Below are 13,697 nucleotides of genomic sequence, written 5' to 3'. Positions count from 1 at the left end.
GACTCTTATCTTTGTTTAAGAATATGTTTTTAGGAAGTATTGATATATGCATAAGTAAACTGGACTGAGCAATTGAACTTAGGAATACTAAAAATGAGTATAGTGCCATTTTAGCTTGCTCCCAATATAAAATTAGGATAAGCAGTAAATGTAAATTAAAAATGAAACTCGACTCCTTTTAGTCGCTGAGTAAGTTCGAGGAACGAAATATAAAAATTCCGACTCTCACTTAACTATTCTCAAAGTCTAATTACAATACCACTTCACCTATTGCATATGTCAACGCATAATTTTAAAACATAGCCTAATTTAAATATCTTTTTTTCCTTCTGTCTGACGCGATATATTTAAAAGAATCCCCATAGCCGCCATATTTATTACCAGAGATGTCCCTCCATAACTAATAAATGGCAAAGGTACCCCTGTAACAGGCATAGAACCAGTTACAACTGCAATGTTTATTAACGATTGTACTGCAATAACAGACGTTATACCGATTGCTAATAAAGTTCCATAAGTATCTTTTGCACTCATAGCGACTTTTATACCTCTCCATATAAAGACTATAAAAAGTGTTATTATGCATAAACAACCAATAAGACCTAATTCTTCTCCTATTATCGCAAATATAAAATCATTATGTGGTTCAGGCATATATAATGTCTTTTGTCTTGATTGACCTAAACCAAGGCCCGTAATGCCTCCAGCACCTAGTGCATAAAAAGATTGAATCAGCTGATATCCATTTCCCATTGGGTCTTTCCACGGATCTATAAAATTTAGCATTCTATCTCTTCTATAAGGTTCTCCAACAGTAAATATAACAGCTGCGCTTACCATAAGTGGCGCAACTATGCCAAATAAGTGTTTTATTCTTCCTCCTGCTGAAAAAAGAACAATAAATGTAACTATCATTATTACAGATGCTATGCTTAAGTTTTTCTCAGCTAATACCAAAGCTGCATATATTCCTGAAACAAATAAATATGGAACAATACCCGTTGAAAAATTCTTTATTCCATCACCTTTCATTTCTATGGACTTAGCTAAAAATAAAACCACTACATATTTAGCTAATTCAGATGGTTGAAATGATAATGGACCTATTTGAATCCATCTTTGAGCTCCATTTACCCCTGGAAATAGAAACACAACTAGCAATAGGGGTATACACCCTATCATAAGCCATAATGTATATCTTTTAATTTTATGATAATCAATTGACATTGTTGTACATAAAACTATCATTCCTAAAACAGCCCAAACAAGTTGCCTTTTTAAAAAGTACATACTATCATTGTTTTTAAACATAGCATAATAAGAACTTGCAGAGTATACCATAACAACTCCAACTGCTAATAGCAAAACTACGCTATAGAATATCCCATAGTCCATTTGACCCATATTCTTTTTTTTGAGTTTACTAACTCTCATACACAAATCCTCCAAACTTAATTACTAAGTTAATTAAAATAATGTTATCGTATTACGCTTTGTTTTAATGTATTGTTGATGTTTTAGTATAATACCAACATTTATTTAAAACATAATCTTTCAATTATTTACTTTCAATTAATTAAAGTGCAATAAAGCCTATAATGCATAGTATTAATGTTATTATTGAAAAGACTGTAACTAATTTAACTTCACTCCATCCACATTGTTCAAAATGATGATGGATTGGAGCCATTTTAAATACTCTTTTACCTGTCGTCTTAAAAGATGTAACTTGTATGATAACAGATAATGTTTCTATTACATATATTCCACCAACTATTATTATGAATAATGGCATTTTTAGTATTAAAGCTATTGTTGCTATTGCACCTCCAAGTGCTAATGAGCCTGTATCTCCCATAAATATTTTTGCTGGGAAGGCATTATATCTAAGAAATCCTAATAAAGCACCTGCAAGAGCAATTGAGAATACTCCAACTTGATAATGTCCTGTTTTAAAACCTACTATTGCAAAGAAAGTTAAAACTATAACTGTTACTGATGACGCAAGGCCATCTATTCCATCTGTAAGATTTACTGCATTAGTTGTTGCTGCATAATATACAACTACTAATGGTATATAAAATATTCCTAAATTCAATTTAGAATTCATAAATGGAATTATAATGTCTGTTCCTACATTAGTATATCCATAATAAGCTAACGCAATAGAAAATAGTAATAATAAAATCATCTTTTGATAAGCTCTTAGTCCTAAATTGTCTTTATGGATTATTTTTAACATATCATCTAAAAATCCTATTATACCAAATGCAATCAATGAATATAATATTATCATACCTTCATCAGTTGGTTTGTATCCTATAATAAGCATTGTTACACTTACTGAAATAAAAAATATAAGTCCTCCCATAGTTGGAGTCCCTGACTTTTTCAGATGACTTTTAGGTCCATCTGTTCTTATATTTTGACCAAATTTTAATTTATGCAGCATAGGTATAAATATTGGTCCTAAAACCATTGAAAATGCAAATCCCATTAATAATGCTGATAAAACTGTTGGATTTAATAATTCTTTTATTGTATCCCCCATCTTATACTGCCTTTTTAGGCAGTTCACCTCCTTTGTTATACTATAAAGCTTCTATATTTTTTACTATATCTTCAAATTTTGCTGATCTTGATGCTTTAACCAAAATAACATCTCCATCTTTCATTAAATTACATAGATAATTTTGTAATTCCTCTTTACAGTTAAAAGTCACTGCATTTTTTCCAAAACCACTTTTATAATCTTCTTTAAACTCACCTGTTGTTAAAACAATATCTGCTTTCCCTATTGCATCTTGACCTACCGTTTCATGAGATGACTTAGCATGATCTCCAAGCTCTCCCATATCTCCTAATACAGCAATTTTTCTATTTCCACTATATGTTTTCAAAACACTTAAAGCCGATTTCATTGAATCTGGACTAGCATTATAACAGTCATTTATTATTGTAAAATTATTTTTCTTTATAAATTCTAATCTCATAGAAGTAGCTTCAAAATTATTTAGTCCCAATTCCATTTCTTCAAATGTAATACCAAAGTTTTCTGATATTCTTATTCCTAAAAGCGCATTTAATATGTTATGTTCTCCCACCATGTTTAATTTAAATCTATGACGCTCTCCAGTACTATTAACTGCATCAAAAGAAGTGCTTTCTTCAGTTAACTCTATGTTTTCTGCATATAAATCATATTTTTTATTATATCCAATTTTTTCAATTTTAAATTCATGATCTTCATTCACTTTTTGAAGCATATCATTTTCATAGTTTATTACTAAAGTATTATTTTTTTTAAAAAAGTCTGTTATGCTAAACTTTTCTTTAAGAATATTTTCTCTTGTCTTCAAATATTCTATATGAGATACTCCTACATTAGTAATTATAGCCATATCAGGTCTTGCAATATTAGTTAATCTATGAATTTCATCAAAGTTACTTGTTCCCATTTCAAGAACTGCAATATCATAACTTGAATCTAATTCAAAAATCATAAGTGGTAACCCTATTTCATTATTAAAATTTCCTTTTGTCTTAAATATAGAATATTTCCCACTTAAAAAAGCTGCTACTAAATCTTTAGTAGATGTTTTGCCTGTAGATCCTGTTATACCTACCACCTTTATTCCTAATTTTTCTCTATAGTATTTTGCTAAAGCTCCTAATGCTGTTTTTGTATCATTTACTTTAATAACTGTTCCTTTATCATTTAACTCTTCTAATTTAAAATTCACTTCATCTATTATTGCAACAGTTACTCCAGCTTTTATTGCTTCAACCACATAATTATTTCCATTAAAATTATTACCCTTTAATGCTATAAATAAACTATTTTTATCAATTTTTCTTGTATCAGTTGAAATTTTTTCAAAGTTTCCTTCATTATTTTTTACTAGCAATTCACCATCAATTGCTTTTAGTACTTCATTTAGAGTTAAATCCATAATATATTTCACCTCTTATTATTTATCATCTAATATTTGTTTAACAACTTCTCTTTCATCAAAATGTATTGTTTTATCTTTTAAAATTTGATATGTTTCGTGTCCTTTTCCTGCTATAACTATTACATCATTTTCTTTAGCTATATCCATTGCTTTTTTTATAGCATCTTTTCTATTTTCTATAACTTCATAATTATCTTTTTCTATTCCTACTAATATATCCTCTATTATTCCCATTGGCTCTTCGCTTCTTGGATTATCTGAAGTTACTATAGCTATATCTGCTATATCAGTTCCTATTTTGCCCATTTGAGGACGTTTTACCTTATCTCTATCCCCTCCACATCCAAAGATTGCAATTAATCTTCCTTGCGTAAATCCTCTTGCAGTTTCTAAGATATTTTGTAATCCATCTGGAGTATGAGCATAATCTATTATTATGTCATAAGGTAAATTATAGTTAGTAGCTGTTCTTTCGCATCTACCTGGAACTATAACTTTATTAATTCCATTTTTTATAGCATCCATTGGTATATTTAACTTATAACATGCTCCTATAGCACCTAAAGCATTATATATATTATACTCTCCTGGTATTGATAATATAAATTCTTCATCTTTTTCTAAATTAACTTTAAAGCTTATATTTTTGCTTCCCATTTTTTCGTCAAATGCTTTAAAATTAGAGTCTCCCTTTATAGAATAATCATATATATTTTTTGCTTTTAGTTTATTTAAATCTTTTATTACTTGTTTACCATAATCATCATCATTATTTATTATTCTTATATTGCTTCTCTTAAATAATTTAAATTTAGAATTATAGTAATTTTCAAAAGTCTTATGAAAATCTAAATGATCCCTTGTTAAATTCGTAAAAATTCCAACCTCAAAATCAACTCCATATACTCTATCTAATTCAAGAGAATGAGAAGATACTTCCATAACGCAATATTCTACACCCTTATTAACCATATTGTTAAATAATTCTTGTAATTCTAATGATTCAGGTGTAGTTCTTTCCGTATGAAGTTTTTCATTTCCAATGTAATTTGCTATAGTTCCTATAAGTCCTACCTTTTTACCATTGGATTCTAGAATTGATTTTATCATAAATGCAGTTGTTGTTTTGCCATTAGTACCTGTTATACCAATAATTTTCATTTTTTTACTTGGATTATCGTAATAATTTATACCTATAAGAGCTAGAGCTTTTCTAGTATCCTTTACTTTAATAACAGATATATTTGTGTTTACTACTTCAACCTCATCTTGCATTATAATAACAGAGGCACCATTTTCAATTGCCTTTTGGATATATTTATGACCATCAGTAGCATATCCCTTTATACAGATAAAAATATCTGATTTATTAATCTTTCTACTATCATAATTAACTGAAGATATTTCCTTGTCTAAGCTTCCTTGTACAAGCTTATAGTCTATTCCCTTTAAAATATCTTTAAGGTTCATTTTTAACCATCTCCTTAAATAATATGCTTATTATGTTATTTAAATACTATATAAAAGATTATTTTACAATAATTTAGCATGTGAGCAAAACCCACATGCTAAAAATTTAACTTAAGTATTCTAATTAGTCTTTATAATCTGAATTTAAAGTTAATTTAACCGATGTGCCCTTCGTTATAACTTCTCCCGGATTAACATTTTGTTCTATTACCATACCTTCACCTTGGAAGATAGGTGTTATTCCAATACTAGTTAATAATTGATTAGCATCATCTTTAGAATATCCTCTTACATCAGGCATCACAACATTTTTATTATAAGACCCACTGTTACCTGTGTAAAGATTTATTTCAGATTCTTCCTTTACTGCATATCCTGGATATGGCTTCATATCTACAACAGTATCACTTGATTCATCTATAGAAAAATTTAACTTAGATTCTTTTAACACTTTCTTTGCTTCATCAACCTTCATTCCTCTAACTTCTGGAATAATAACATCTCTAGATATTTGACTTAAATTTTCATCTGAAAATTTACTGTCTAAATAATTAAATATATCAGAGAATAACATTTTAGCTGCTGGTGTACATACTTGACCTGCATAATATTCACCATTACTCGGCTCATCTACTGTTACCATCACAGTTATCTTAGGATCATCTACTGGTGCCATACCAACAAAAGATGATATATACTGTCCAGCACCATAAGTACCATTTTCAGGATTAACTTTTTGAGCTGTTCCTGTTTTTCCTCCAATGTGATATCCTTCCATAAATGTTCCTGCTCCAGATCCTCCAGTTACAACTCTTTCAAGATAACTTCTAAGTTCTGCTGTTTTTTCCTTAGTTGCTACATCAGTTATTTTAGGATTAAATGATTCATCAACTATTTTCACTCCATTATCACCGCTATGAGTAATTTCCTTCATAACATGTGGTTGTATTAATTGACCACCATTTGCAACAGCATTAAAGGCTGTCATATATTGAACTGAATTTACAGTGTTAGTTTGTCCAAAAGCTATAGTTGCTAAATCTGTTTCTGAGATTTTATCAACCTTTTTAACGATCCCTTTAGCTTCTCCTGGTAAATCAATTCCACTTACCTTTCCAAATCCAAACTTTTCAATATATTCACATAACTTTTCTTTTCCTATCATTTCTCCAAGCTTCATAAATCCAACATTACATGAATTTTGAATTATATCCGGAAATTTTTGAGCTCCATGACCTTGTGTTCTCCAACACTTTATATATCTATTTCCAAAATGCAAACCACCACCACATGTAAAATCTGTATTTGCATTTACAATATTTTCTTCTAATCCAGTAATTGCTGTTACGACCTTAAAAATAGATCCTGGTTCAAACGTATCATTTACAATTCTATTTCTCCACATCTTTTGTAATCTTTCTGATTCATTTGCACCTTCAAAATCTTCTGTGCCTTCATATGGAGCGTTAGGGTTAAAATCCGGTTTATTAACCATAGCTAAAACTTCTCCAGTTTTAGGATCCATAACTAATATAGATACTGCTTTAGCTTTGTTATCTTCATATGTTTGCTCAGCTGCCTTTTCAGCAAAGAACTGAATATTCTCATCAATTGTTAAAGTTATATCTTTTCCATCTACTGGAGGTGTGAATTGTGATATTGTATACGGTAGTTCTCCACTATTTCTATCTAACTCTGAAATTTTCATTCCAGGTACTCCAGACAAATAATTATTATATTGTACTTCTACTCCAGTTAACCCTTGACCATCAACATTAGTACTTCCAAGAACATGTGATAAAAAGTTATTATTTGGATAATATCTTTTGGTATCTGGTGATACTAAAACACCACTAATGTTTAAATCCCTTACTTTATCAGCAGCATCTTTTTCAATTCTTCTTATAAGCGTTGCTGAACCAGCATCTGCTCCACTTGGGAGCTTAGTTTCTAATTTTTCTTTTACCTTTTCTGAATCTAAATCTAGAGCGTTTGCAATAACAGGAGCAATATCAGCAGTTGTTAAGGCTTCCTGTCCTGGTTTTACATTAATTCCAACACTACTAAGCTTTTCTCGTCTTTTTTCAGTTAAATCTTGCCTTAAAAAAGATCTTATAGAGTTTAAATCAAAGTCAACTCTATATACATTAGCAGATACAGCTAATTCTTTGCCATTTCTGTCTAATATTCTTCCTCTTCTTGCATCTATTTTTACTTCGCTTGTCCATTGTTCTTCCGCTCTTGCTGCATATTCTTGCCTTTTAGCTATCATTATGTAAGATAGTCTAATGCTCAGCACTAAAAACACACAACTTAATCCTGCAATAATTATAGTCATTCTTTTGCGCATTTTTGCTCTATCTTTATAATTTAGTTTTTTCACTACTTATAACTCCTCCATATAATTTCTATTAGATTAAGTGTCTCTTTTTTAAACTGTAATGTAATTAAAAATCCTCTTATAATTTAGTCTAAAAAATACTTATCTAAGAATATGAAGCTATTAAGTTCTTAAACTTTACTACTTATTTTAAATTAATCAAAAATTATTATCTGAATTTGCTTATAAATTTAGATATAAAACTTTGTTTTTGATTAACTTTAGTAGGACTATTTGTTTCTAAATTTGCAAAATAATTCTCAGAAAAGTCTATTTTTACTATGTCATCTTTAGTAGGTAATGTCATTGATAACTGCTTTTCTGAAGTTTCTTGTATATTTTGTAAAGATCCAAATTTTAAAAGTTTAACTCTTAATGCTTCATTTGTTTCCTCAGCATTATTAATCTCACTATCTATTTTCCCTAAATTCTTTTGCATATTATAAACCTTGGCATCTCCTGAAATAGTCATAAGTCCTAATGAAACTATCAATATAGATATTATAAGAGTACTTTTTCTTGCTTCTATTTTTTCATTTTTTATCTTAATATTCTTGTTCTTTTTAACTTTTCGTAAATTTTGTTTACTTTTCTTTGGTCTACTTACTATTCTTTTTCTCGATGGTTTTACTGCTGTACTACCTTTAATATAATCATATTCTTTTCCTTCCAATTTATTCACATCCCCGCTTAATTTATAACATAATAAAATTTAAATTTTATAATTTCTCAATTATTCTAAGTTTTGCACTTCTACTTCTTGGATTTTCTTCAACCTCTTCTTTAGTAGGTTCTATTCCTTTTCTAGATACTAACTTAACGCTAGGTTTTTTGCCACAAATACACATTGGAAATTCCCTTGGACATGTACATGGATCATTAAGTTCTCTAAATTTAAGCTTAACTATTCTATCTTCTAAAGAATGGAAAGTTATTATAGCCATTCTTCCACCTGGCTTTAATCTATTTACACCATCCTCAATCGTCTGGTTAAGTATTTTAAGTTCTGAATTTACTTCTATTCTTATAGCTTGAAAAGTTCTTTTTGCTGGATGTGGACCCTCTCTTCTTGCTTTTGCTGGAATAGCTGCTTTAATTATGTCAACTAGTTCCATAGTAGTCTCTATAGGCTTATCGCTTCTTCTATTTACTATGCAGTTAGAAATTCTTTTTGCAAATCTTTCTTCACCATAATTTCTTATTATTTTATATAGCTCATCTTCACTATATTCATTTACAATTTCATAAGCTGAAAAATCATTATCTCTATTCATTCTCATATCTAAAGGAGCATCTTTCATATAACTAAATCCTCTTGCGCCCTCATCTAATTGGTACGAAGATACTCCAAGGTCCATTAATATACCATCTACTTTGGGTATATCTAAATTTTGAAGAATATTATCTATGTCATAAAAGTTACTATGAACATATTTTACATTTTCAAACCTTTTCAATCTTTCTTTTGCCGCTTTTAAGGCATCTCTATCTTGATCTATCCCTATTAATAAACCTTCCTTTGATAAACGCTCTAATATATGAGATGAATGTCCTGCTCCACCTAGTGTACAGTCAACATAAATTCCATTATCCTTTATATCTAATGCATCTAAGCATTCATTTAGTAAAACTGAAATATGTTTAAATTCCATATTAAAAACTCCTTATATTCCTAAATTATTCATTTTTTCTGCAATCAGATCATAATCTATATCTGATTCGTTGTAATTAATCCACTTTTCCCGGCTCCAAATCTCGACTCTAGATAATACCCCTATACTTACTATGTCCTTTTCTATGCCTGCATATTCTTTTAAATTTTGTGGAATTAATCCTCTTCCTTGCTTATCTAAATCTACTATACATGCACCAGAAAAAAAGAATCTTACAAATGCTCTTGCATCTTTATTTGTCAAAGGTAAGGTTTTAAGCTTATTCTCCAAAATTCCCCATTCCTTAATTGTATAAGCATAAATACATCCATCAAGACCTTTTGTTATTACAAACTTATTTCCTAAGTCTTCTCTTAGTTTTGATGGAACAATCATTCTATTTTTAGAATCTAGTGAATGTTGATATTCTCCAATAAACATTAATTTACCCTCACCTTAATAATTTACAGCAATTTAAGCTCTATTTCAATCCACTTTAAACCACTTTAAACCACTTTATAATATTTATTCTATATAAATATTATATTTCCTTCCATATACTTAGTTTTTTTGAAATTTAATTAAATTTTTTAAACAAATAATAAAATTTTTATCTTTTTCTTCCATTTTTAAAATCATAGAGCAAATTTCCAAATATAAGAAGTATAAAAATTAATATTAACCAAATCGGACCTTCAACTGGAGATTCTAATGAATTTGTAGCAGCTTTGTATAAAAAATAAAAATATATGATATATACATTAAATAAAACTACATTAATATATTTTTCCTTTTCATTTTTTTCTATAGTAAATTTTACAATTAACTTAACTGTATATATGCTTTTCCAAGCAATTATTGCTGTAATTAAAAATACTAATACTAAATTCATAAAATTTCTCCTGATTTAATTGTTCTTAATATATACTTATTTAAATTTAGTTAAAAGTATCTTAAATAAATAAAAAAATTTTAAAATAAAATTTTAATTTATAGTACCGTCACTTTAATGTATATATTTTCAAATATATTTTTGATATAATTTTATTTATAAAAATTTTCACTTATTTTTGTGGGGGCTTATTCTTGAAAGAAAATATTGAATTAAAAACTATAAATACAAGAAAAATTTATAATCTAGATGATTATAAATACGGTTTAAAGAAAGGCATACCAATTTCACTTGGATATATATCTGTTTCTATCACCTTTGGAATGATGGCTGTACGTGGAGGTCTTAGTTCTTGGATTGCATTATTAATATCAATGACTAATTTAACATCAGCTAGTCAATTCGCTGGTATTAATCTAATCTTTATTTCTGCTTCTTATTTAGAAATAGTTTTAACTATCTTTGTTATAAATATTAGATATATGCTTATGTCATTATCTTTATCTCAAAAAATGCAAGATAAAATACCTTTGTTTAAACGTTTTATAATATCCTTTGGTATCACAGATGAAACATTTACACTCGCATCACTTGAAAAAGATGAATTAACGTCTGAATTTATGTTAGGATTAATGACTCTTCCCTATTTAGGTTGAACACTCGGAACTTTAGCTGCTATAGTTTTAGCATACTTTGGAAAAGATTTGCTTATTGTTGCAGTTTCTTCAGTGTTAGTTATTTATTGTTTAAATGTCTTTGTATAGAAACGTAAAGTAGTTGCACCACACTTTACTAATTAAAAGTTGAAAGATGATAGTTATCTTTAACTTAAGCTTTATCAACTTTTCAAGCTTAAAAAAATCTATACTTGGTATATATGAAAAAAAGTATAAGAAATATTTTTCAATATTGCCTATACTTTTTAAAATTATTTTTTTATAGCTTCTAAAGCTGCTATATTTAATAAACTCCAAGGTTTATTAAAATGTGGTTGGAAGAAGAAATCTGTCATTGCAAGTTCTTCAACAGTCATATTATTTTGAATAACTACTGAAAGTGTATTCATAAATTGTGTTAAATCTAAATTAGATATTATTTGACCACCAAGAGCTCTTCTTGTTTCTTTATCAAAAACTAATTTTAATGATGCTTCTTCAAAAGTTGGCATAAATTCTGGTCTATAATTATCTTTAACCACTACTGATTCTACATTAAATGAAGTTGTACTTTTTGCAACTTCTTCTGTAAGTCCAGTTGAAGCTATACACTTTTCATATATCTTAATACCTGATGTACCTTGAGTACCCATATACTTTAATTTTGGCTTTTCTATATTCATTGCAACTAAAGTTCCCATTCTAACAGCATTTGTTGCAAGTGGAATATATCTTGTATCACCTGCTGGATTATATTTTACTACACAACAATCTCCAGCCGCAAAAACATCTTCTTTGCTTGTTCTCATATATTCATCTATTATAATTGCACCATTAGGTAGTGTCTCTAATTTTCCTTTCACTAATGAAGTGCTAGGTGCAAATCCTATACATAAGATAACTAAATCACCTTCATAAGTTCCGTTATCAGTTACTACATGTGTTACTTTACCATTTTCACCTTTAAAACATTTTACCTTTTCACCTAAAACTAGATTTACATTATGATTTTTAAATTCTGTTTCTGCTATGTTAGTAAATTCTTCATCTAAATATTTAGCCATTATTCTTTTTTCTGCATCAATTAAAGTAACACTTTTATTTTTTATTTGAAAAGCTTCTGCAAGTTCAACACCAATATATCCTGCTCCAATTATAACTACATTTTTTGCATCCTTACATTTTGCTTCAATAACTTTTGCATGATTATAATTTTTACATAAAATAATATTCTCTAATTCTCCACCTTCAAATTTAGGTACTATCGGCCAAGATCCTAAGGTAAGAACTAACTTATCATAATTATCTTCAAGAATTTCTTCTGTATCTAAATTTTTAACTTTAACTTTTTTATTGTTAAAATCTATATCTAAAACGTCGTGCTTCATATTAGTTTTAATCCCAAGAGATGCTAAATTTTCTGGTGAATTATAAAAAAGTTTTTCTGTTTCTGTAACGACACCACCTACACTTAAGGCAATACCACATGATAAAAATGATATGTTATCATTTCTTTCATAAACTGTTATTTCACTTTCTGGATAACGTTCCTTCAAATTAACAATAGTAGCTGTTCCTGCATGAGTACATCCTATTACAACAATCTTCATAATTATATCTCTCCCCATTTTGAATATTATGTATTAATAAATAATTATTATCTTCTAATACATAATACTCCTTATGTGATAAAAGTTAAATACTATTAGTAAAATTTTTTATTTTTATTTTTAATATTAGCATCTTTTCTCTTTTTTATTACTATCAAATAATAATGAAAATAAAATGCTTGTAAGTAATATAATCATGATTATTAATACTGAATTTAATACTGAGATTTCAATTCCAAAATGAATTATTATAAGCTTTACTCCAGTAAACATTAATATAAATCCAACTCCGTATTTCATAAATCTAAATATACTATTCATTTTAGCTAGCACATAATACATACTTCTTAATCCAAGTATTGCAAATATATTAGACGTATATACTATAAAGGTATCTGTTGTTATTGAGAATATTGCTGGTATTGAATCCAAAGCAAATATTACATCTGAAAATTCTATTACTAATAAAACAACGAACAATGGAGTTGCATAAAGAGTTTTATTTTTTCTTTCAAAGAACTTATTACCATTCATTGTATTACTCACCGGTATAATTTTCCTTAATAATTTAACAGTAAAATTATCATGAAATTCTATATTGTCATCTTTGCAAAACAACATTTTAAATCCACTAAATAGCAAAACCACTCCAAAAACATAAAGAATCCAGTGGAACTTATTTACTATAGTAACGCCAAGTAAAATAAATATAAGACGTAGTATCATAGCTCCAACAACTCCATATAATAATACTCTTTCTTGATACTCTTCTCTTATTCCAAAGCTTGAAAATATCATTAAGAATAAAAATAAATTATCTAAACTTAAAGACATTTCTATTATGTAGCCTCCAAAATATTCAATTGCAGCACTTTCACCCTTAAAATGAAAAATAAATAGATTAAATAATATAGATAAAATTATCCAAAAGCTCAAATTACGTAATGATTTTTTTGTTTCCATAAAATAACTCCTTATAAACATTCTTAAAGTATATATATTATTTTTATTTTAAATATATCCTTACATAATAAAAGTTTAATTTTAAAATATAATTTTCTAAAGAAAAAAAGGAACCTTC

At 28.1% G+C, this 13,697-nt stretch carries 11 protein-coding genes and 1 pseudogene; 1 reads left to right on the top strand and 11 read right to left on the bottom strand.

The features are described from left to right. Positions 1-309 precede the first annotated feature (309 nt). The 9 genes from spoVE to RYM86_RS10730 all read right to left on the bottom strand — a co-directional run bounded on the left by spoVE (position 310) and on the right by RYM86_RS10730 (position 10,350). Entirely contained in the window at positions 310-1,434 is a 1,125-nt protein-coding gene (gene spoVE, locus RYM86_RS10770) for a stage V sporulation protein E (protein ID WP_315080388.1), read from the bottom strand. 142 nt (positions 1,435-1,576) lie between these two features. Next, positions 1,577-2,551 (bottom strand): phospho-N-acetylmuramoyl-pentapeptide-transferase, encoded by a 975-nt coding sequence (gene mraY, locus RYM86_RS10765; RefSeq protein ID WP_315080386.1) that lies wholly within the window; start codon positions 2,549-2,551, stop codon positions 1,577-1,579. A gap of 40 nt (positions 2,552-2,591) precedes the next feature. Beyond that, the gene (murF, locus tag RYM86_RS10760; protein ID WP_315080384.1) at positions 2,592-3,953 is read right to left on the bottom strand and encodes a UDP-N-acetylmuramoyl-tripeptide--D-alanyl-D-alanine ligase; all 1,362 of its coding nucleotides are present in this window, start codon (positions 3,951-3,953) and stop codon (positions 2,592-2,594) included. A gap of 18 nt (positions 3,954-3,971) precedes the next feature. Then, positions 3,972-5,426, bottom strand: coding sequence for a UDP-N-acetylmuramoyl-L-alanyl-D-glutamate--2,6-diaminopimelate ligase (locus tag RYM86_RS10755; protein ID WP_315080382.1), 1,455 nt, complete (start codon positions 5,424-5,426; stop codon positions 3,972-3,974). A gap of 124 nt (positions 5,427-5,550) precedes the next feature. After that, positions 5,551-7,809: a stage V sporulation protein D gene (locus tag RYM86_RS10750; protein ID WP_315080381.1), complete on the bottom strand. Its 2,259-nt coding sequence runs from the start codon at positions 7,807-7,809 to the stop codon at positions 5,551-5,553. Between the two features lie 166 nt (positions 7,810-7,975). After that, positions 7,976-8,488, bottom strand: coding sequence for a cell division protein FtsL (locus tag RYM86_RS10745; protein ID WP_315080380.1), 513 nt, complete (start codon positions 8,486-8,488; stop codon positions 7,976-7,978). Positions 8,489-8,525: 37 nt separating this feature from the next. Further along, the gene (rsmH, locus tag RYM86_RS10740; RefSeq protein WP_315080379.1) at positions 8,526-9,458 is read right to left on the bottom strand and encodes a 16S rRNA (cytosine(1402)-N(4))-methyltransferase RsmH; all 933 of its coding nucleotides are present in this window, start codon (positions 9,456-9,458) and stop codon (positions 8,526-8,528) included. Positions 9,459-9,470: 12 nt separating this feature from the next. Beyond that, on the bottom strand, positions 9,471-9,899 hold the full coding sequence (gene mraZ / locus RYM86_RS10735; protein WP_315080377.1) for a division/cell wall cluster transcriptional repressor MraZ: 429 nt from the start codon (positions 9,897-9,899) through the stop codon (positions 9,471-9,473). A 169-nt stretch (positions 9,900-10,068) separates the two neighbouring features. Next, complete coding sequence (locus tag RYM86_RS10730) at positions 10,069-10,350, bottom strand: hypothetical protein (RefSeq protein ID WP_315080376.1); 282 nt, start codon at positions 10,348-10,350, stop codon at positions 10,069-10,071. Between the two features lie 194 nt (positions 10,351-10,544). Between RYM86_RS10730 and RYM86_RS10725 the strand changes: the two are divergent. Further along, positions 10,545-11,003 (top strand): annotated as a pseudogene (locus RYM86_RS10725) (AzlC family ABC transporter permease); the annotation flags it as partial. 275 nt (positions 11,004-11,278) lie between these two features. Here RYM86_RS10725 and RYM86_RS10720 read toward each other — a convergent pair. Both RYM86_RS10720 and RYM86_RS10715 read right to left on the bottom strand, forming a co-directional pair. After that, positions 11,279-12,616 (bottom strand): FAD-dependent oxidoreductase, encoded by a 1,338-nt coding sequence (locus tag RYM86_RS10720; protein WP_315080375.1) that lies wholly within the window; start codon positions 12,614-12,616, stop codon positions 11,279-11,281. A 126-nt stretch (positions 12,617-12,742) separates the two neighbouring features. After that, a complete protein-coding gene (locus tag RYM86_RS10715) occupies positions 12,743-13,579 on the bottom strand; it encodes a TerC/Alx family metal homeostasis membrane protein (protein WP_315080373.1) in 837 nt (278 codons plus the stop codon). Between the last annotated feature and the right edge of the window lie 118 nt (positions 13,580-13,697).

This window comes from uncultured Clostridium sp., from assembly GCF_963527835.1.
GTDB lineage: Bacteria > Bacillota > Clostridia > Clostridiales > Clostridiaceae > Clostridium.
Note: the sequence above shows the minus strand (reverse complement) of the source record. Positions and strands in the feature narration are given on the sequence as shown.